Source organism: Streptomyces sp. NPDC055815 (assembly GCF_053616475.1).
The window spans coordinates 54,487-74,346 of the sequence record NZ_JBSHDU010000035.1 but is presented as its reverse complement, the minus strand read 5'-3'; the positions used below and the strand labels follow the sequence as shown (position 1 = coordinate 74,346).

Here is a 19,860-nt window from a genome sequence, read left to right as displayed (position 1 = left end):
GACCTGGGGCAATCCCGTTCGTCTCGGGGCGACGCCGGGGCGCAGAATGGGGGGATGGCCAGGGACGGAGCGGGTGGGGAGGAGCGGGCGCGGTACTGGCAGCCCGCCGAGCTGCCCGGGGTCGACCTGCTGCACGCCCACTACGTCCGCAAGGCCTTCGCCCGGCACACCCACGAGACCTTCGTCTTCGCCGCGATCACCGAGGGCGTCGAGGCCTTCCACTACCGCGACGAGCTCGTCCACGCCGGGCCCGGACAGATCGCCCTCGTCAACCCGGACACCCCGCACACCGGGCACGCGGGCGTGCCCGAGGGCTGGACCTACCGGACGATCTACCCCGACGCGGAGATCGTCCGGTCGATCGCCGCCGACACCCTCGCCCTGCGCGGGGAGGCCGGCTTCACCTCGCCCGTCGTCGACGACCCGTACGCCGCACAGCTCGTCGTCGGCGTCCACCGGGCCGCGGAGGAGGGCAACGCCCTCGCCGCGGACAGCCTCCTGCGCCTGGTCACCGCCCGTCTGCTGCGCAGCCACGGCGGTCTCGTCACCCCGCTGCCGCCCCGCTCGGCGGGCGCCCGGAACGCGGCACGCGCGCGTGAGGTCCTGGAGGCCGGGATGGTCGAGCCGCCGACCCTGGAGCGGCTCGCCGCCGACCTCGGCACCAGCCCGTTCGCCCTGCTCCGCGCCTTCCGCGAGGCGTACGGGATGCCTCCGCACACCTGGCTCACCGACGCGCGCGTACGGCGTGCCCGGCAGCTCCTCGACGCGGGGACGCCCCCGGCGGAGGCGGCCGCCGCCGTCGGCTTCACCGACCAGTCGCACCTCAGCCGGCACTTCACCCGCAGCGTGGGGGTGCCGCCCGGGGCCTATCAACGCGCGCGTGGAGTGGGGCGCCGGGCCCCGTAGGCGCCGCAAGAACGTACAAGACCGGGACAGTGGCGGCCCCGTAACGTCCCTGACGTGGCAGAACAGACAGCACCTCCCGTCATACGCGACGGCACCCCCGTCAAACCCGACGCGGCCGTCGTCCGCGACGCGCTCGGCGTCGGCATCGCCGTCGGGCTCTCCGGCTTCGCCTTCGGCGTGACCTCGGCGGGCTCCGGCCTCAGCCTCCTCCAGACCTGCGTCCTCAGCCTGCTCGTCTTCACCGGCGCCTCGCAGTTCGCCCTGGTCGGAGCGCTCGCCGCGGGCGGCAACCCCTTCACGGCCGCCGCCGGAGCCTTCTTCCTGGGCACCCGCAACGCCTTCTACGGGCTGCGGCTCTCCCAGCTCCTCGCCCTGCCGAAGGCCGTCAAGCCCTTCGCCGCGCACTGGGTGATCGACGAGACGACGGCCGTCGCGCTTCCCCAGCCGTCCCGGCGGGCCGCCCGGATCGGCTTCACCGTCACCGGCCTCACCCTGTACGTCCTGTGGAACCTGACCACGCTCCTCGGGGCGCTCGGAGCCGAGGCGATCGGCGACACCGCGGCCTGGGGGCTCGACGCCGCGGGACCCGCCGTCTTCCTGGCCCTGCTCGCCCCCATGCTGAAGTCCGCCACGGAGCGCGCCACCGCCGGAATCGCCGTCCTGCTCGGCCTCGGACTGCTGCCCGTGCTGCCCGCCGGCGTCCCGGTCCTCGCCGCCGCCCTCGCCGCCCCCGCCGTGCTCTGGGCCAAGGGCCGGCGCACGGCCCCCACCGGAGGAGAGAAGGACTCACGATGAACGTCTGGATCGCGATCGCCCTCACCGCCGCCGGGTGCTACCTCGTCAAGCTGGTCGGCCTGCTCGTGCCCGCCGGAACGCTGGAACGCCCGCTCGTCCAGCGGCTCGCCGCCCTGCTCCCCGTCGCACTGCTCGCCGCGCTCACCGCCCAGCAGACCTTCAGCACGGGCGGCGACCTCGTCGTGGACGCCCGGGCCGCCGGGCTCGCCGCGGCCGCCGTCGCGCTCGTCCTGCGCGCGCCGTTCCTGGTCGTCGTGGGCGCCGCCGTCGCCGTCACCGCGGGGGTCCGGGCCCTCGGCTGGTGAGGACACCGGTACGGGGCCGGCGCGCCCGCCCGGCCCCGTACCGCCTCCCCTCAGTGCGCCACCGGCACCCCCACCGGCGGCGTCTCCGGGACGCCCAGGCGCTCCGCGTCCCGCTCCGGGCGCAGGAACAGGGCCGTCAGGGCGCCCGCGACCGCGAGCAGACCGGCCGTGAACAGCCAGCCGTTCTCGTACCCCCGGGCCGTCGTCGCGCCCGCGTCCACGATGCCGCCGAGGACCAGCGGCGCGAGCACCCCGCCCAGCGCGAAGACGCACACCACCGCCCCGAGCACCACCCCGCGCTGCGCGGGCGGGGTGATCCGGGCGACCGCCGTCTGGCCCACCGTCATCATCGGCAGGGCCAGCGCCATCGGGCCGAACATCATCGGCACCCGCAGCCAGTCCGCGCCCGCCGTCGCGAAGACCGTCACGGCCGCGGCGGACAGCAGGAGCAGCACCCCCGCGCCCGCGCCCGACGGCAGCCGTCCGGGCCCGCCGCGCCGGGCCGCCCGCTGGGCGAGCACGCCGTGGACGAGCAGGACCACGCCGTTGGCGACCGCCCCCGCGCCGACCGTCAGACCGGCCCGGTGCGCGTCCCAGCCGAGGACCGTCTCCAGGTAGTCCGGCAGCCAGGTCAGCTTCGAACTCATCAGCCAGTACGCGGCGAACGAGCCCGCGCACGCCGTCAGGAACGTGCCGCTCAGCAGGACCCGGCGCAGCGGCACCTCCGTGTCCCCGGCGTCCTCCCGGCCCCGCGCCCCGCCCACCGGAGGCGCGAGCGGGCCCTCGGAGCCGTACCGGCGCCAGACGGCCGCCCACACCAGGCCGATCACGCCGACCGTGCCGAAGGCCCAGCGCCAGCCCCACCCCGAGATCACCGCGGACAGGGCGGGCGCGGCCACCGCGACCCCGGCCGCGGCGCCGACCATCAGGACGGCCGTCGGCAGGTTCCGGTCCCGCTGGCCGAACCAGCCGTGCAGATGGTGGACCGCGACCGGGGCCGCCGGTCCCTCCGCCGCGCCCAGCAGCACCCGGGTCGCCACCAGCGTCCCGAATCCGGCGGCGGCCCACACCATCGGCAGCTGGGCCACCGACCAGAGCAGCGCCATCCCGAGCAGCAGGACGGACGTCCGTACCTTCCGGGTCAGGGCCGACACGGCGAGCGCCGACACCGAGAACAGCGCGAAGAACGCCGCTTGCGCCGCCCCGAACTCCTGCCGGGAGATCCCGAACTCGCGCATGATGTCCGGCCCGGCGAGACCGAGGACGGCCTTGTCAGCGAAGTTGACCAGCATGAACGCGAGCAGCAGCCAGGTCGTGCCCCAGGCGCCCGGCCCGTCTCCGTCCTTCGCCCCGCTCATCCGCAGCACGGGTCCTCTTCGGCGACGACACCCACGCTGATCGCCCCGGCGGCCCGTTCCCGGCCCGCGGCGGAACGGGTGAGCTCCGTCGTGACGTCCGTGCCCTCCGCCACCGCCGCGGACTCCGCGGCCGCCCAGTGGAAGACCCCGCGGGCCATCGTCGACGTCTCGCGCCCGGCCCGCGTCTCGTACACCCGGGCCCTGATCCGGGCCACCTCGGCGTCCGCCGGGGCGGCGAGGGCCGCCGCCTCCGCCAGGTGCGAGGCGAGGCGCGGATCGCCCTCGTCGAGGAGCCGGGCCGCCCGCTCGGCGAGCACGAGCGCACCGCCCGCCGCCGCCGCGAACTCCGCCGCGACCGCCGCCTCGGGGGCGGGCTTGAGGTGGGCCGGGTTCTGGTCGTACCAGCCGCCCCACAGCCGCCACAGGTTCCGCACGACGAACTCCGGCTCGTCGTAGGCCGGGTGGAGGTACGGCTTCGCGAGCAGCTCCGCCGGGACCTTCACCCCGTGGATGACCGCGTCCAGGCGCAGCCCCGCGTTCATCAGCTCCCGGGTCTGCTCGCACAGCGACTCCAGGAGCGTCGCCGTGTCGTCGAGCGCCCGTGCCACCCGGTCCGCGCCGACGATCGGGATGCCGTGGCCGGGCAGCAGGACCTCGGCGCCGAGCTCGCCCATGGCCCGCAGCGCCCGCGCCCACTCCTCCGGGTAGCGCTGCACCTTCTGCGGGTTGCCGGCGTTGGGGGAGTTCCAGATGAAGAGGTCGCCCGTGCACAGGGTCTTGAGCTCCGGCACCCACACATAGGTGTGGTCGTCCGTCTCCCCGCGCGCGTGGAACAGCTCGAACGTCAACTCGCCGTGACGGATCGTCAACCGGTCGCGGTAGGTCGTGTCCGGGTGGCGGTACTCGGTGGGCCACTCCAAGCCAGGGACGCCGAACTGCCGCCGGTTGATCCACGCGTTGTAGCCCGCGGTCTCCACGTACCGGTCGAAGCGGGCGGCCACCGCCTCGTGCGCGATCACCTCCGGGCGGACCTCCTCGGCGTCGAAGGGCCCCACCCCGAAGACGTGGTCGACATGGCCGTGCGTGAACACGACCGCCCGCACCGGGTCCTGGCTGAACGAGCGGACCGCCGCGTGCAGGAGACCGGCCGTGCGGATGTCGCCCGAATCGACCAGGACGAGCCCGGCGCCGCTGTCGAAGACGGCCACGTTCGCGAACGCCGGGAAGAATCCGATCCGGTCCCGGACCCGGACCAGCTCCTCCGAGGTGAACGCGCCCGTGAGATGCGGCAGCAGGGTCTCCTCGCCCCGCCACACCCGGTCGGTGTAGTCGAGATACGTACGGGGGGTGTGCTCGGTCATACCAGCGGCTCCTTCGGTGCGGTGCGGCGGAACGCCTGGGCACCGAGTTTCGGCCCGTCACGGACGGCACGACATCCCGCGCCGTCACATCCTTCGGCGGTCGGTACTGTGACCCGTCACAGCCGGGAGCGGGGAAGGAGTCGTCGTGACGGAGGTCTCCGAGGCCGCCCGGGCGCTCGCACTGCGCTGCGAGGCCCGGGTCAACGAGCTCGCACGCCGGATGACCAGGGACTCCTTCGCCCGGCTGCCCGGCTACGACCGGCTCCCCGACGAGGTGAAGGACGTCGAGATCGCGGCGACCGTACGCCACGGGGTACGGCTCTTCCTCCGCAGCGCCCTCGACCCCGGGGCCCGGGAACCCGGCGGCACGCGGCTGTTCCGCGAGCGGGCCGCGCAGCGCGCCGAGGAGGGCATGCCGCTCCATCTGCTGCTCCGCAGCCACAGCCTCGGCGCGTACATGCTGTGGCGGGCCCTGCGCGAGGCCGCCCTGCCCGGGGACGAGGCGGCGCTCGTCGAGCTCGCCGATCTGCTCTTCGCGTCCCAGCCCGGCATCGTCGGCGCCGTCGCCGAGACCTATCTCGACGAGCGCTCGGCCCTGGAGACCGAGCGGCGGGCCCAGCGCCGCTCGCTGCTGCGCGGACTCCTCGACGGGACGCTGCCCCCGGCCCGGCTCGCCGCGGCCCCGTTCGGCCTCGACGGGCCCTGTCTCGTGCTCGCCGTCGGCGCCGTCGACCCACCCGAGGAGGGCGAGGTGGCGGCCCGGCGGCGGCTGCGCCGCGTGCAGACGGTGCTCGACCACAGCTTCGGGGTGGAGGTGCCCGCCCTCTTCGACACCGGTACGGAGCCGGGCCGGGCCCTCGTGCCCGGTGCCGTCGAGCCGCCCGCGGACCTGGCCGAGCGGCTCTCCCGGGCCGCCGGGACCACGCTGCGGGTCGCCGTCGTGCCCGCCGGGGGCCCTGAGGAGGTGCCGGGGGCCGCCCGTACCGCCGGGGAGGTCCTGCGGGTCGCCGCCGGGTGCGGACTGCCGCCCGGACTGCACCGGCTCGACGACGTGCTCCTGGAGTACCACCTGTCCCGGCCCGGGGAGAGCGGCCGGCGGATCGCGGCCCTGCTCGACCCCGTGGCCGACCGGCCGGAGCTCCTGGAGACCCTCCGCGTGCACCTCGCCCACGGCCAGGACCGGCGCGCGACGGCCGCCGCGCTCGGACTGCACCCCAACACCGTCGACAACCGGCTCGCCCGGACCGCCGAGCGCACCGGCATCGACCTCGCCACCCCGAGGGGCACGGCCACCGCCCTCGCGGCGCTGCTGCTGCGCGAGGCCCCGGAGGCGTAGGACCGCTGCCCGGGTGCGGTGCCTGGCTGCCGGGGTGTCGAGGTGCCGGGGTGCGCGTCAGTGGATCGTGCGGCCGTGGGCGCGGAGGGTCCGCAGCGCCTCGACGGTGACGATCGGGCGCCACTCCAGGGCCGAGCCGGGCGCCCAGGCGCGCCATCGGGCCGGCCAGCCGCCGTCCTCCTGCTGCTCGGCTTCGAGCCGGTCGAGGGAGCGCGCCATCTCCTTCTCGGTGAACCAGCGCGCGGCCAGCGAGTCCGGCACGCGCGCGTAGTCGTGCGGATGGTGGTGCTCGCCCGGCGCGTACCCGTCCGCCACCGGGTGGTCCTCCGGCCGGTCGGGATCCAGGACGGCGAGCCCCTGCTCCCGGACGAGCCGGCCGAGCTTGTCGGCGGCCGCCTCCGCGCGCGGGCGGTCGGGGGCCGAGTCCAGGAAGGAGACGGCCGCCTGGATCTCGTACGGATGCGACTTCTCCAGCGACTCCACGGCCGCCCAGCAGAACTCGGTGGCCCGGAACAGCCACGCGTGCCACACCTGGTTGCGGTGCAGCACACCCACCACCGGACCGGTCGAGAGCAGGGCGCTCGGCGGGGAGTCGACGACCGGCACGAAGGGCGCCGAGGGGTAGCGGCGCTGGGACGGGTGGACCGCCGGGAGCGCGCCGTCGTGCGTGGACACCTCCGTGAGGTAGCGGCAGATCCGCTCCACGCGCAGCCCGCCGCAGCGGCCGATGGAGTCCAGGACCCGCAGCCCGTGCGCGGTGTGCAGGGGCTGGCTCACCGGGCCGCGGAGATCGGGTTCGAGCGCGTGTCCGTAGCCGCCGTCCTCGTTGAGGTACGCCGTGAGGGCCGTCTCGACCCGGTCCGGGCCACCGCGCAGGAAGTGGTAGGCGAACCGGTGCTGTTCGAGGACCCGGGCCGTCAGCCAGATGAAACGCTCGGCGCGCGCCAGGGGAGTCGAGGGCGGGGAGGGGAGGGGGTTTTCGGCCATGCTCCGACCGTAGGGCGGAAAAGCGCGGTGACAAGGTCTGCGGAGCGGGCTGCACTCTTGGGAGCGGGATACTGGGGTCATGCGGTTGACGATTTTCTGGGAACGGATGGCGGACCACTTCGGCGCGGCCTATGCCGAGTCCTTCGCGAGCGACCATGTGATGGCCGAGCTCGGGGGCCGGACCGTGCGCGAGGCGCTGGACGCCGGCTGGGAGGCCAAGGACGTGTGGCGTGCCGTCTGCGCGGCCGTCGACGTCCCGGCCGACAAGCGCTGACCGGACCGCTCACCGCGGGGTGACGGGCGGGGATGTGCGGGGTCCCGGGTGGAATGTCCGTGCGGTGCGCGAGACTGGCGGGGTGGCCCCGACTGACGACACCGAGAAGAACGAACCGAACGCCGTGCCCGACGCACCCGATGTGACCGACGGCACGGCTTCCGCGGTGCCGCCCACCGTGGCCCCGGCCGCCGCTCCGATCGCCGTGCCGGAGGACGCACCGGCCGTGCCGTCGGGCGCGCCGTCGGAAGCGCCCGCCGTGGCGTCGGCCCCCGTGGCCGGCCCGGCCGCCGGGGCCGCGCGGATGCCGCGCTGGCTGCCCCGCGCGCTCGTGCTCGCCCTCGCGCTCTACGCCGTCTTCCAGCTGGGCAACTGGGCCTTCCACCAGCTCGTCGGCCTCCTCGTCAACATCCTGCTCGCCTTCTTCCTCGCCCTCGCCATCGAGCCGGCGGTCGGACGCATGGCGGCGCGCGGGATGCGCCGGGGCCTCGCCACCTTCCTCGTCTTCTTCGCGGTCACGGTCTTCGGCGTCGGCTTCGTCGTCCTCCTCGGCTCGATGCTGGCCGGCCAGATCGTGGACATGGTCGAGAACTTCCCGAAGTACCTCGACTCGCTGATCAACTGGATCAACCAGAACTTCCACACGGAGCTCTCGCGCGTCGCGGTCCAGGACAGCGTGCTGAGCTCCGACTGGCTGCAGAAGTACGTGCAGAACAGCGCGGCGGGCGTCCTCGACGTCTCCGCCACCGTCCTCGGCGGGCTCTTCCGGCTCCTCACGATCTTCCTGTTCTCGTTCTACTTCGCGGCCGACGGGCCCCGGCTGCGGCGCGCGCTCTGCTCCGTCCTGCCGCCGGCCCGCCAGACCGAGGTCCTGCGCGCGTGGGAGATCGCCGTCGACAAGACCGGCGGCTACCTCTACTCGCGCGGCCTGATGGCCCTCATCTCGGGCGTCGCCCACTTCGTGCTCTTCGAGATCCTGGGCGTGCCGTACGCCCCGGCGCTCGCCGTGTGGGTCGGCCTGGTCTCGCAGTTCATCCCGACGATCGGCACCTACCTGGCCGGCGCCCTGCCGATGCTGATCGCCTTCACCGTCAACCCCTGGTACGCGCTGTGGGTGCTCGGCTTCGTCGTGATCTACCAGCAGTTCGAGAACTACGTCCTCCAGCCGAAGCTCACCTCCAAGACCGTGGACATCCACCCGGCCGTGGCCTTCGGCTCGGTCATCGCGGGCACGGCGCTGCTCGGGGCCGTCGGCGCGCTGATCGCCATTCCGGCCGTCGCCACCCTCCAGGCCTTCCTCGGCGCGTACGTGAAGCGGTACGACGTGACCGACGACCCGCGCGTCCACGGCCACCGGAGATACGGCGAGGCGGTCGTGGCCCGGCTGCAGAAGGCCCTGCACCACAAGAAGGAGTCCTCGGAGGGCTCGGAGGGCGAGTCCTCGTAAGGGAGCCCTCGCGAGGTGGCCCCGGGCCTCCGCCCGCTCAGAGGTACGAAGGGCCGGTCACCCGGTGCCGGAAGGCGTGCCAGATCCAGGCCTGGACGGTCACCAGGAGCGGGGTGACGACCAGCAGGGCCGGCACCAGCAGGCCGAGCGTGGCGGGGGAGGCCGTCCGCCCGGCCAGCGGCAGCGCGCTGCCCGCCCAGAGCGGCAGCCCGGCGAGCAGGGTGCCGGTGAGCGCGAAGGACTGCCAGGGGCGCCCGGCGCGTCCCACGAGCAGGCGGGCCCGCTCGTACGGCACGTCCGTGAGGCGCAGCGCGGCGAAGCCGAGCCCGTGCGCGGCGAACAGCGCGGCCACCGCGAGCGCGGTGAGCAGCGCCGTCGGGCCCGTCGCCGGGGCGTACGGGTGCCCGGTCAGCAGGGCCGCGAGCAGCCAGCCCCAGGACAGCGCGACGGTCCAGCTGCCGCACGCCACGGCGGCGTCGCAGCCCGCGCGCCAGCGGGGTCCGGGGCCCCGGCCGCGCGACCAGAGCCCCGCGTCCCGGAGGATCCAGCCGGTCAGCAGCGCCACGAACACCGGGAACTGGCCGCTCAGGAGCTCCCCTTCGAGGGCGGGGAAACAGCCGACCAGGACACCGGCGGCGGCGACCAGCCAGACCTCGTTGCCCAGGAAGAACGGGGCGAAGGAGGCGAGGACGAGGCGCCGCTCGCGGTCGTTCCGGCCGAGCCAGGGGGCGAGCATGCCGGTGCCGATGTCCGCCCCGGCGAGGACGAACCAGCCCACGGCGAAGAAGGCGAGCAGGGCGATGGCCAGGGTCTCCACGGGGGCTCCTCGGGCTTTCCTCGGGGGTGCGGGCTGTTCAGTAACGGGGGGCGGTCAGCGAGTCCGCCGGGTCGTCCCCCGCGCCCGCGGGGGCCAGGCGTTCGTCGTGGCCGAGGCCGGCTTCGACCGGGCCGCGGCGGGCGTGCCGGGCGAGGAGCCAGGCGTTGAGGAGGGTGAGCAGCACGAAGACCGTGGTGAAGACGGCGAGGGAGAGGCGCATGGTGCCGGGGGAGAGGTCCGAGACCGCGTCCTCCGTCTTCAGGAGCCCGTAGACCACCCAGGGCTGCCGTCCTGACTCCCGGAAGACCCAGCCGCCGATCATGGCGAGATACGGCAGCGGTACGGCCGCCATCAGGACGAGGTGCCAGAGCCGGAACCGGAAGACGACCTTCTTGAAGCAGGCCAGGATCACCCCGGCGAAGCACAGGTACATCATCAGCGCGAAGCTGATCAGCATCACCAGACCGCCGCCCCGCGTCCACGCCTCCGAGGGCACGTAGTCGCCCGGTCCGAAGCGGTCCGTCAGCTCCGCCTGGATCCGCGCGATCTCGGCGGCCTTCCCGCTGAACACGGCCGACTTCATGGGCTGGAAGGTGGTCAGCGCGCCGAACTGCAGCCCGCCGAAGACGGCCGCGGCCATCAGCGCGGGCGCCGAAAGGAAGACCCCGATGCGCAGGCTGCGGCCGAAGAACTCCCACTCCGGGCTGCGCCGGAAGAGGTGGTACGCGCTCACCCCGGCCATGAAGAACCCGGCGGTCAGCAGCGCGCCCGCCAGGACGTGCCCGAAGGCCAGCAGCGCCGAGGGGTTGGTGAGGACGGCGACCGGGTCGTCGAGGACCAGCTCGCCGCCCTCGGAGCCGTACCCCACGGGGTGGTTGAGGAAGCCGTTGGAGACGAGGATCCAGTACGCCGAGAGGTAGGCGGTCAGGACGACGATCCAGATCGCGGCCAGGTGGGCCCAGCGGTTGAGCCGGTTCCAGCCGAAGATCCACAGGCCGAGGAAGGTCGACTCGACGAAGAACGCCACGATCGTCTCGACGGCGAGCGAGGCCCCCAGGACGTTGCCCGCCTCGTGGGTGAGCCCGCTCCACGCCATGCCGAACTGGAACTCCATCACGAGGCCGGTGACGATCCCGACCGCGTAGTTGATCACGTACAGCTGGCCCCAGAACCGCACCATGCGCGCGTGGAGCGGGTTCCGGCCGAACGTCGCCCTGGTCTGGAGCACGGCGACGACGGTCGCGAGCCCCAGGGTGAGGGCGACGAAGAGGAAGTGTCCGCCCGCGGTGAGGGCGAACTGCAGCCGCGCGAGATCGAGTACGTCCTGATTCACCCGCTCAGCGTGGGCGTACGGTCAGGGGCCCGGCGTCGGCCCGGAGTGGACACCGGCCGTACCCCGGCGGTTGCGCCGCCCCCCGCGCGCGTACCCCCTGAGTTGCGCGGCCGGTGTTCAATCCCCTAGGGGCCTCAGGCCAGCCAGCCGGGGGTGATCATCCCGGACTCGTACGCCAGGATCACCAGCTGCGCCCGGTCGCGCACGGCCAGCTTGGTCATGATGCGGCTGACGTGGGTCTTGGCGGTGGCGGGGGAGAGGACGAGCCGGCCGGCGATCTCGTCGTTGGAGAGCCCGGCGCCCACCAGGCCGAGGACCTCGCGCTCCCGCTCGGTGAGGGCGTTCAGACGGGGACTCGGATCCGGCTGCCGGCCCGCGAGACCCGCGAACTCGGCGATCAGACGGCGGGTCACGGCCGGGGAGATCAGGGCGTCGCCGCGCGCCACGACCCGTACCGCGTGCAGCAGTTCCATCGGCTCGGTGTCCTTCACCAGGAAGCCCGAGGCGCCGGCGCGCAGCGCGCCGTACACGTGGTCGTCCGCGTCGAAGGTGGTCAGGATGACCACCCGCACCCCTTCGAGCCGTGCGTCGCCGGTGATGCGGCGGGTGGCCTCCAGACCGTCGAGCACCGGCATCCGGATGTCCATCAGGACGACGTCCGGCCGCAGTTCGCGGGCGAGCGCGAACGCCCGCTCCCCGTCCCCGGCCTCGCCGACGACCTCGATGTCCTCCTCGTCGGAGAGGATCGACCGGAAGCCGGCCCGGACCAGGGTCTGGTCGTCGGCGAGCACGACACGGATCATCGGGGGTCCCTCTCGGACGTCGGGGGTGCGGCGGATGTGGCGGGTGTGGTCAGGGGGAGCCGGGCGTCCACCAGAAAGCCGTCGCCGTCGTTCCGGGCGGTGAGCTCCCCGCCGAAGGCCCGGGCCCGCTCCGTCATGCCCCGGATGCCGCTGCCCAGCGGGCGGCCCTCCGGAGCGCCCCCGCCGTCGTCCGCGATCCGCAGCCGCACCGCGTCGGCGCCCCAGTCCAGGGTGACCGTCACCGTCCTCGCGCCCGCGTGGCGGGTGACGTTCGTCAGGGACTCCTGCACGATCCGGTACGCGGCGAGGTCGACGGGCGGCGGCAGCGGCACGGGCGTGCCGGTGCTGTGCGTACGGACGTCGAGCCCGGCGCTCCGGGCGCGGGCGGCGAGGTCGCCGAGGAGCGCCAGACCGGAGGGCGGCGTGGTCGGCGTGGACTCGTCGGCCCGGCGCAGCACCCCGAGGGTCGCCCGCAGCTCGCGCAGGGCGTCCTTGCTGGTCGCCTTCACCGCCTCCAGGGCCTCGGTGGCGGTGACGAGCCCGGCCTCGGGGGCAGGCTTCTTGCCCAGCCGGTGGAGCGCCGCACCGGACTGGACGTTGATCAGGGAGATGCTGTGCCCGAGCACGTCGTGCACCTCACGGGCGATCCGCAGCCGCTCCTCGGTGGCGGACTGCCGGGCGCGGGCCTCCTGCTCCCGTTCGGCGGCGAGCGCCCGCTGCTCCACCTCGTGGAGGTAGGCGATCCGGGTGCGCTGGGCCCGGCCGACGGCGACCAGGCTGATCAGCCAGCCGGCCAGCATCGCGAGCGAGGTGTCGTCGATCTGCCGGTGCCCGGGCTGCTGCCGGATCTCGCCGAAGCCGACCGCGAGCAGCGTGACGGCCGCGAGCGCGACGGCGGCGGCGAAGCGGCCCTCGGCGGCGGTCGTGTACAGCGCGAGGGCGAAGGCGATCATGAGCGGGCCGTCCTGGGCGGACAGCGGGTAGTAGACGACGCAGGCGATCAGCGTGGCCACGGCCACGGTGACCGGTTGCCGCCGCCGGAAGTACAGGGCTCCGCAGCCGGTCAGGATCAGCGCCCAGCCGAGCGCCGTGCGGAGGGCGGACTCGCTCGTGTACTGCGCCGAGACGAGCGTCCAGACCGCCACCACGAGCAGGACGACTCCCGCCACGAGGGCGTCGGCGGCCCAGGGCGACAGACGGCCGCCGCCGGGAGCACGGAGGGGGAGGGGCATGGGTCGAAGGATAGGCGGGAGGGCCGTTCGGGACCCTGTTAGCCGAGTTGTCTAGTAAAAGAAGTGACTAGGATGGCGGTGGCGCGCAGGTGGTCGAGGAAGGCGGAGTCCATGTCGGACGGCACGTTTCTGCGGTACGTCGCCCTGGGGGACAGCCAGACCGAAGGGCTCGGTGACGGTGACGACACCGTCGGGCTGCGCGGTTGGGCGGACCGTCTCGCGGAGTCGCTCGCCCGCGAGCGGCCCGATGTGCGCTACGCCAACCTGGCCGTACGGGGCCGCCTGGCCGGCCAGGTCCGCGCCGAGCAGCTGGGACCCGCCCTCGCGCTCCGGCCCGATCTCGCCACGGTCGTCGCCGGCGTCAACGACCTGCTGCGGCCCCGCTTCGACGTGGACGCGACGGCCGGGCACCTGGAGGCGATGTTCGCCGCGCTGACCGGGCAGGGCGCCCGCGTCGCCACCCTCACCTTCCCCGACGTGGGCTGGATCACCCCGCTCGCCCGCCCGCTCGGCCCCCGCGTCGAGGCCCTCAACGAGCGGATCCGCGCGGCCTCGCGCCGGCACGGCGTCACCGTCGTCGAGACCTCCCACCACCCCGTCGTCACCGACCCCCGGCTGTGGAGCCCCGACCGGCTGCACGCCGGCCCGATCGGCCACGCGCGCATTGCGGCCGCCGTCGCCCACGCGCTCGCGCTGCCCGGCTCCGACGACTCCTGGACCCGCCCGCTGCCCCCGCAGGCCCTCCCCACGGGGCTGGGCGCGGTGGCCGCCGAGCTCCGCTGGGCCGGGTCCTTCCTCGGCCCCTGGATCGGCCGACGCCTGCGCGGCCGCTCGTCCGGCGACGACCGCCGCGCCAAGCGGCCGGAGCTGCTGCCGGTGGAGGTCGGTCCGCAGTAGGTTCGTATCGCCGGGGGGATGTGGCGGGAGGGCGGTGGAGCCGTGATCGAGACCGATCTGGAGCTGGACGACGGGCGCGTGCTGCACGTCTACGACACCGGACCCGGCTCCCGCCTGACCGTCTTCTGGCAGCACGGGACTCCGAACATCGGCGTGCCACCGGGGCCGCTCCTCCCGCATTCCGCCCGGCTCGGTATCCGCTGGGTGTCGTACGACCGTCCCGGGTACGGCGGGTCGACTCCCCGGCCGGGCAGGGGCATCGCCTCGGCGGCCGACGACGTCCGGGCCGTCGCCGACGCGCTGGGGATCGGACGGTTCGCCGTCATGGGGCATTCCGGAGGCGGCCCGCACGCCCTGGCCTGCGGGGCGCTCCTGCCCGAGCGGGTGCTCGCCGTGGTCGCCGTGGCGAGCCTCGCCCCCTTCGGCGCCGAGGGTCTCGACTGGTTCGCGGGCATGACGCCCTCCGGCGCGGCGGGCCTGCGGGCCGCCGCCGCGGGGCGTGCGGCGAAGGAGGCGTACGAGGCGGACGCCGGGTACGACCCCGAGATGTTCACCCCCGCCGACCACGTGGCGCTCGCCGGGGAGTGGTCCTGGTTCGGCGACGTCGTCGGTCCCGCCGTGGAGGGCGGACCGGGCGGGCTGATCGACGACGACCTCGCCTACGTCGCCCCGTGGGGCTGCGATCCCGCCCGGGTCGCCGCGCCGGTCCTCCTCCTGCACGGCGGCGAGGACCGGATCGTGCCGAGCGCGCACGGCCGCTGGCTGGCCGACCGCTGCCCCGGCGCGGAGCTGCGGCTCCAGCCGGCCGACGGGCACCTCTCCGTCCTCCGGGCCGGCCCCGAGGCCCTGCGGTGGCTCGTCGGCCGGGCCGTCTGAGGGCCGCGTGGCGCGCTTGACACTAAAATCGAACATCCATTCTCATGGAAGCCCGACCCTTGGAATCACGGGCTTGTCGCCGAGTTGTCCACAGGTCGGAGGGGACGCCGGGGCCCATTGTCAGTGGCAGGGGTTAGCGTCTTTCACATGAAGCGATCGACTCAAGCAAACCGGGTGGAACCCATGGCAGGAACCGACCGCGAGAAGGCGCTCGACGCCGCGCTCGCACAGATTGAACGCCAATTCGGCAAGGGCGCCGTGATGCGCATGGGCGACCGCACCCAGGAGCCGATCGAGGTGATCTCCACCGGATCGACCGCCCTCGACGTCGCCCTCGGCGTCGGCGGCCTGCCGCGCGGCCGTGTCGTGGAGATCTACGGACCGGAGTCCTCCGGTAAGACGACCCTGACCCTGCACGCCGTGGCCAACGCCCAGAAGGCCGGCGGCCAGGTCGCCTTCGTGGACGCCGAGCACGCCCTCGACCCCGAGTACGCCAAGAAGCTCGGCGTCGACATCGACAACCTCATCCTGTCCCAGCCGGACAACGGTGAGCAGGCCCTCGAGATCGTCGACATGCTGGTCCGCTCCGGCGCCCTCGACCTCATCGTCATCGACTCCGTCGCCGCGCTCGTCCCGCGTGCGGAGATCGAGGGCGAGATGGGTGACTCGCACGTGGGTCTCCAGGCCCGTCTGATGAGCCAGGCGCTCCGGAAGATCACCAGCGCGCTCAACCAGTCCAAGACCACCGCGATCTTCATCAACCAGCTCCGCGAGAAGATCGGCGTGATGTTCGGCTCGCCGGAGACCACGACCGGTGGCCGCGCCCTGAAGTTCTACGCCTCGGTGCGCCTCGACATCCGTCGCATCGAGACCCTCAAGGACGGCACGGAGGCGGTGGGCAACCGCACCCGCGTCAAGGTCGTCAAGAACAAGGTCGCGCCGCCCTTCAAGCAGGCCGAGTTCGACATCCTCTACGGCCAGGGCATCAGCCGCGAGGGCGGCCTGATCGACATGGGCGTGGAGCACGGCTTCGTCCGCAAGGCGGGCGCCTGGTACACGTACGAGGGCGACCAGCTCGGCCAGGGCAAGGAGAACGCCCGCAACTTCCTGAAGGACAACCCCGACCTCGCGAACGAGATCGAGAAGAAGATCAAGGAGAAGCTGGGCGTCGGCGTCCGGCCCGAGGCCCCGTCGGCCGAGCCGGGTGCGGACGCGGCGGGCGCCGCCGACGCGGCCGGTGCGGACGACGCCAAGAGCGTCCCGGCTCCCGCGAGCAAGACCGCGAAGGCGACCAAGGCCACCGCGGTCAAGAGCTGAACCGGTGACCGGGCGCACCGAATGGCCGGGTGACAGCTCCGACTCGTCGAGGGCCGAGAAGGAGCTGTCACCCCAGGATCCGGCTGAGCGGGCGCGCGCGATCTGCCTGCGCCTGCTCACCGGAAGCCCCCGCACGCGCAAGCAGCTCGCCGACGCGCTGCGCAAGCGGGAGATCCCCGACGAGGTGGCGGAGGAGGTCCTCTCCCGCTTCGAGGACGTCGGTCTCATCGACGACGCCGCCTTCGCGGGGGCCTGGGTGGAGTCCCGCCACCACGGCCGGGGCCTCGCCCGCCGGGCGCTCGCCCGGGAGCTGCGCACCAAGGGGGTCGAGCCGACCCTCATCCAGGAGGCGGTGGAGCAGCTCGACTCCGAGCGGGAGGAGGCCACGGCGCGCGAGCTCGTGGACCGCAAGCTGCGCGCCACCCGCGGCCTCGACCGCGACCGGCGCCTGAGACGGCTCGCGGGGATGCTCGCCCGCAAGGGGTACCCCGAGGGCATGGCCCTCCGCGTCGTCCGCCAGGCCCTGGAGGCCGAGGGCGAGGACACGGAGGGACTGGACGAGCCCTTCTGAGCCGGGCGTGCACATGGGCCCTGCCGACACGGGCCCAGCGGAGAGGGGCCTCTCTGAGAGACGCCGCTTCCAGGCGAGTCCTTCTGCCACGGGGGGACAGAAGGACTCGTCCGGTTGCGGCGGGGGCCGGCGGACCCGGTCAGGCTCGGGGTGCCGGGGTCGGCGGACCGGTCAGGCTTGGGGTGCCGGGGTCGGCGGACCCGTCAGGCTCTGGTTGCGGGGAGGAGGACCGGGAGGCCGGCGGCTTTCCAGGCCTGGAAGCCGCCGATGAGGTCCGTCGCCCGGTGCAGGCCCAGGCGGCGCAGGGACTCGGCCGCCAGGGAGGAGGCGTAGCCCTCGTTGCAGAGGACCACCACCCGCAGGTCGTGGCTGTCGGCCTCCGCCGTGCGGTGGCTGCCCAGCGGGTCGAGCCGCCACTCCAGTTCGTTCCGCTCCACGATCAGCGCGCCCGGGATCAGGCCGTCCCGTTCCCGCAGGGCGGCGTAGCGCGTGTCCACCAGGAGCGCGTCACCCGCCTCGTACGCCTCGTAGGCCGCCCGGGGCTCGATCCGGTCGAGGCCCGACCTGACCCGCTCGAGCAGCTCGTCGATGCCCACCCGCTCCTCACTCACTGCCAGTCCTCCGGACGCTCGACCTGCTCAAGACGGAGCACCGCGCCCGCCCGGCTGAAGCGCCGGATCAGCGGGAGCGGCGGATAGTAGGCGTGCACCGACACCGCGTGGGTGTCCGTGGACTCGTTCAGCACCTCGTGCACATGGTGGCGGCCGAACGCCCGGCCGGTGCCCTCCGAGAGGCGCCGTGAGCGGTCGAGGCCGTCGGCCAGTTCCAGGGTCTTCCAGCCGCTCGCCGGCAGCCGGACCGCGAGCGCGTTCTCGGTCAGCGTGCCGCGCGCGGTCGCGAAGGCGCCCAGCGACTCGGCGTGGTCGTGCCAGCCGGTGCCGGTGCCTGGCGGCCAGCCGATGAGCCAGGCCTCGCTGCCGCCGGGGCCGTCGAGCCGTACCCAGGTACGGCCCTCCGGGTCGAGCGGCAGGGAGTCGACGAGTTCCTGGTCGGCCGCCGTACGACGGACGAAGTCGAGGAGTTCCGCCGAGGTCGGTGAGGGGGTGGAGGCGGGGGAGAGGGTAGGGGGAAGGGGGGTGACGTGCTGAGGCACGGGTGACCGTCCTGAGGTTCGCGAAGAGCGCGCGACGGAACCCGGCACACGGACATGCGTCGGTGGCGGGGCGCGCGCGGGGAAAGGGGCGAGATCAGCAGGACGGGCGACACACGCAGCCCGCATAGCGGAGGAGGTCCATATGGACCCTCCGCCACAGGCGCACATCGGTGTCGGTCACGCTCCGGAGTACACCATGCGCGCCTGCGGGAATCAATGCATGTCCGCCGTGCGGTCGCTCGGCACGGGCACCTCGGTCTCCGAGGGGGCCTTGTCGGAAGGGGCCTTGTCGGAGGGGGCCTTGTCGGAGGGGGTCTTCTCGGAGGGGGCCTTCTTCGACGCGGCACCCTCCGGCGGAGCCTCCTCGGTGGCCGAGCCGCCGCGGGCCGCGTCCGCCGCCGCGTACAGCTCCTCCGGACGGACCCCGGAGAACGCGGCGACGAGGTGCCCGTCGGGCCGTACGAGCAGGACGGCGTGGGCCGGAGCGCCCGGGTAGGCCTCCGTGACCAGGACCTCGGCCTTCACCGGGAGCGCCTGGACCGCCTCTTCGAGCCGGGGCATCACCCCCGCGGTCCGCCAGTGACGCCGGTCCCACACCCCCGTGCCGGGTGCGACGAGGAGGACCAGGAGGCGGCCCTGGCCGAGCCGGTCCCGGAGCCGTACGGTCGTGCCGTCGGGGGCGGTCACGCGGACGTCCTCGACCGGGGCGCCCTCCGGGGTGCCGACGGGGGTGCGCCCCTCGGTGTACGGAGGCGCGAGGGGGGAGTGCGGGTACGCCGGGGGCGCGCCGAGCGGGCCGCGCCCCACGTGACCGTCGGTCAGCAGGGCGTCGTGGCCGCGCGAGGCACCCGGGAGGTACGTCCGCAGGCCCCCGCCGCCGCGCAGCACGGGCAGCGACTGGTCCGCGGCGCGCAGCCGGATCGCGACGGCCGTCCGCCGCTCGCTCTGGTAGCTGTCGAGCAGCCGCTCCGAGCCGCCGTGGTGCCAGGCGTGGGCGAGCTTCCACGCGAGGTTGTCCACGTCCCGCAGGCCCTCGTCGAGGCCCTGGGTGCCGACCGCCCCGAGCAGGTGCGCCGCGTCGCCGGCGAGGAAGACCCGGTCCACCCGCCAGCGGCGGGCGAGCCGGTGGTGCAGGGTGTGGACGCCGGTGTCGATGAGTTCGTACGGGGGCGTCACGCCCTCGCACCAGCCGGCCAGGGTCTCGCGGATCCGGGCGACCAGCGCGTCCGGCGTGACGAGGTCGCCGCGGGGCGGCAGCAGCCAGTCGATCCGCCACACGCCGTCGGGCAGCGGACGGGCGGTGATCTCCTCGCCGGCGCCCCGCCACGGGGGCTGACGGTGCAACAGGGCCTCGCCGGGCCACGGGAGTTCGGTGCGCAGCGCGGCGACGGCGTGCCGCTCCACCGCCGTGCGGCCGGGGAAGCGGATCCCGAGCAGCTTGCGTACGGTCGAGCGGGCGCCGTCGCAGCCGACGAGATGGCTGCCGCGCCACCAGGTGCCCTCCGGGCCGCGGGTGTGGGCGACGACCCCGTCCGGGTCCTGCTCGATGGTGTCGAGCCGGGACTCGGTGACGATCCGGATGAGCTTCTGCCGGGAGATGGCGTCGCGCAGTCCGCGGGCCAGGGCGTGCTGCGGGATGTGCAGCGGGGCCGCGGGGGAGGCCGGCGCGTCGGGGTCCTCGGACCATTCCTCGGTGCCGCCGAGCCCCAGGTCGAGGGTGAGCCGGCGCACCTCCTGGCGGCGGCGCATCCCGCGCCAGCCGATCCAGCGGACGCCCTCGTCACGGAGGGTCGTACAGCCGAGCCGCTCCACCATCGCGGCCATGTCGGCGCGCAGGACGACGCTGCGCGCCGGGCGGGACTCCTCCTTGCCGGCGCCCTCGTCGAGGACGATGCTGGGCACGCCCTGGGCGGCGAGCGCGAGGGAGAGCGCGAGGCCGACCGGCCCCGCGCCCACGATGATCACCGGGTCCACGGCGCGGCTCCTGTAGGCCGGACGGTCATGGGGGCAGCACAGCTGAGTGTGGCACGAGCCCGGTGGTTGATCACAGACCGTATGCAACCCACTGAGGGTGCTTGCGTCAAGCGACGGG

Annotated in this window: 21 protein-coding genes; 10 read left to right on the top strand and 11 right to left on the bottom strand. The window is 74.2% G+C overall.

The window, feature by feature from the left end:
• Nucleotides 1-54 precede the first annotated feature (54 nt).
• Genes ACWGN5_RS22605 through ACWGN5_RS22595 form a run of 3 tightly spaced genes read left to right on the top strand, consistent with a single transcriptional unit; the run spans nt 55 to nt 2,006 of the window.
• Complete coding sequence (locus ACWGN5_RS22605; protein ID WP_453517977.1) at nt 55-906, top strand: AraC family transcriptional regulator; 852 nt, start codon at nt 55-57, stop codon at nt 904-906.
• A gap of 54 nt (nt 907-960) precedes the next feature.
• Nucleotides 961-1,701, top strand: a complete 741-nt coding sequence (locus ACWGN5_RS22600) for an AzlC family ABC transporter permease (protein WP_453517975.1) — start codon at nt 961-963, stop codon at nt 1,699-1,701.
• Nucleotides 1,698-2,006, top strand: coding sequence for an AzlD domain-containing protein (locus ACWGN5_RS22595; RefSeq protein WP_453517973.1), 309 nt, complete (start codon nt 1,698-1,700; stop codon nt 2,004-2,006). Before ACWGN5_RS22600 ends, ACWGN5_RS22595 begins: the two co-directional genes overlap by 4 nt.
• A 50-nt stretch (nt 2,007-2,056) precedes the next feature.
• On the opposite strand, the gene ACWGN5_RS22590 is transcribed toward ACWGN5_RS22595, so the two are convergent.
• A complete protein-coding gene (locus ACWGN5_RS22590; protein WP_453517971.1) occupies nt 2,057-3,364 on the bottom strand; it encodes an MFS transporter in 1,308 nt (435 codons plus the stop codon).
• Nucleotides 3,361-4,725 carry an alkyl sulfatase dimerization domain-containing protein gene (locus ACWGN5_RS22585; protein WP_453517968.1) on the bottom strand — a complete coding sequence of 455 codons (1,365 nt, stop codon included), beginning with the start codon at nt 4,723-4,725 and terminating at the stop codon, nt 3,361-3,363. The genes ACWGN5_RS22590 and ACWGN5_RS22585 overlap by 4 nt, the downstream gene beginning before the upstream one ends.
• Nucleotides 4,726-4,870: 145 nt before the next feature.
• Between ACWGN5_RS22585 and ACWGN5_RS22580 the strand changes: the two genes are divergently transcribed.
• Nucleotides 4,871-6,061, top strand: a complete 1,191-nt coding sequence (locus ACWGN5_RS22580; protein ID WP_453517966.1) for a PucR family transcriptional regulator — start codon at nt 4,871-4,873, stop codon at nt 6,059-6,061.
• Between the two features lie 57 nt (nt 6,062-6,118).
• Here the strand turns inward: ACWGN5_RS22580 and ACWGN5_RS22575 are convergent, their stop codons facing one another.
• A complete protein-coding gene (locus tag ACWGN5_RS22575) occupies nt 6,119-7,048 on the bottom strand; it encodes a hypothetical protein (protein WP_453517965.1) in 930 nt (309 codons plus the stop codon).
• Nucleotides 7,049-7,127: 79 nt separating this feature from the next.
• Between ACWGN5_RS22575 and ACWGN5_RS22570 the strand changes: the two genes are divergently transcribed.
• Complete coding sequence (locus ACWGN5_RS22570) at nt 7,128-7,322, top strand: DUF3046 domain-containing protein (RefSeq protein WP_453517963.1); 195 nt, start codon at nt 7,128-7,130, stop codon at nt 7,320-7,322.
• Between the two features lie 304 nt (nt 7,323-7,626).
• Entirely contained in the window at nt 7,627-8,769 is a 1,143-nt protein-coding gene (locus ACWGN5_RS22565) for an AI-2E family transporter (RefSeq protein ID WP_453517994.1), read from the top strand.
• Nucleotides 8,770-8,806: 37 nt separating this feature from the next.
• Here ACWGN5_RS22565 and ACWGN5_RS22560 read toward each other — a convergent pair whose 3' ends face one another.
• From ACWGN5_RS22560 to ACWGN5_RS22545, 4 genes are all read right to left on the bottom strand, one after another.
• On the bottom strand, nt 8,807-9,586 hold the full coding sequence (locus tag ACWGN5_RS22560) for a cytochrome d ubiquinol oxidase subunit II (RefSeq protein ID WP_453517960.1): 780 nt from the start codon (nt 9,584-9,586) through the stop codon (nt 8,807-8,809).
• 37 nt (nt 9,587-9,623) lie between these two features.
• Nucleotides 9,624-10,919, bottom strand: a complete 1,296-nt coding sequence (locus ACWGN5_RS22555; RefSeq protein WP_453517957.1) for a cytochrome ubiquinol oxidase subunit I — start codon at nt 10,917-10,919, stop codon at nt 9,624-9,626.
• Between the two features lie 134 nt (nt 10,920-11,053).
• A complete protein-coding gene (locus tag ACWGN5_RS22550; RefSeq protein WP_453517955.1) occupies nt 11,054-11,722 on the bottom strand; it encodes a response regulator in 669 nt (222 codons plus the stop codon).
• Nucleotides 11,719-12,954, bottom strand: coding sequence for a sensor histidine kinase (locus ACWGN5_RS22545; RefSeq protein WP_453517953.1), 1,236 nt, complete (start codon nt 12,952-12,954; stop codon nt 11,719-11,721). Before ACWGN5_RS22545 ends, ACWGN5_RS22550 begins: the two co-directional genes overlap by 4 nt.
• Nucleotides 12,955-13,065: 111 nt before the next feature.
• Here ACWGN5_RS22545 and ACWGN5_RS22540 point away from each other — a divergent pair, with 111 nt between their 5' ends.
• The 4 genes from ACWGN5_RS22540 (at nt 13,066) to recX (ending at nt 16,615) form a co-directional block, all read left to right on the top strand.
• A complete protein-coding gene (locus ACWGN5_RS22540; RefSeq protein WP_453517951.1) occupies nt 13,066-13,851 on the top strand; it encodes an SGNH/GDSL hydrolase family protein in 786 nt (261 codons plus the stop codon).
• Between the two features lie 18 nt (nt 13,852-13,869).
• Nucleotides 13,870-14,727, top strand: a complete 858-nt coding sequence (locus ACWGN5_RS22535) for an alpha/beta fold hydrolase (RefSeq protein WP_453517950.1) — start codon at nt 13,870-13,872, stop codon at nt 14,725-14,727.
• A 183-nt stretch (nt 14,728-14,910) separates the two neighbouring features.
• On the top strand, nt 14,911-16,044 hold the full coding sequence (gene recA / locus ACWGN5_RS22530; RefSeq protein ID WP_392157592.1) for a recombinase RecA: 1,134 nt from the start codon (nt 14,911-14,913) through the stop codon (nt 16,042-16,044).
• Nucleotides 15,932-16,615, top strand: a complete 684-nt coding sequence (recX, locus tag ACWGN5_RS22525; protein ID WP_453517947.1) for a recombination regulator RecX — start codon at nt 15,932-15,934, stop codon at nt 16,613-16,615. Before recA ends, recX begins: the two co-directional genes overlap by 113 nt.
• Before the next feature lie 203 nt (nt 16,616-16,818).
• Here the strand turns inward: recX and ACWGN5_RS22520 are convergent, their stop codons facing one another.
• The 4 genes from ACWGN5_RS22520 to ACWGN5_RS22505 form a co-directional block, all read right to left on the bottom strand.
• Entirely contained in the window at nt 16,819-17,226 is a 408-nt protein-coding gene (locus ACWGN5_RS22520; RefSeq protein ID WP_453517944.1) for a rhodanese-like domain-containing protein, read from the bottom strand.
• On the bottom strand, nt 17,223-17,768 hold the full coding sequence (locus ACWGN5_RS22515; RefSeq protein ID WP_453517941.1) for a cysteine dioxygenase: 546 nt from the start codon (nt 17,766-17,768) through the stop codon (nt 17,223-17,225). The genes ACWGN5_RS22520 and ACWGN5_RS22515 overlap by 4 nt, the downstream gene beginning before the upstream one ends.
• 94 nt (nt 17,769-17,862) lie before the next feature.
• Nucleotides 17,863-17,910: a hypothetical protein gene (locus ACWGN5_RS22510; protein WP_311314449.1), complete on the bottom strand. Its 48-nt coding sequence runs from the start codon at nt 17,908-17,910 to the stop codon at nt 17,863-17,865.
• Between the two features lie 71 nt (nt 17,911-17,981).
• Entirely contained in the window at nt 17,982-19,742 is a 1,761-nt protein-coding gene (locus tag ACWGN5_RS22505) for an FAD-dependent monooxygenase (RefSeq protein ID WP_453517940.1), read from the bottom strand.
• Nucleotides 19,743-19,860 lie beyond the last annotated feature (118 nt).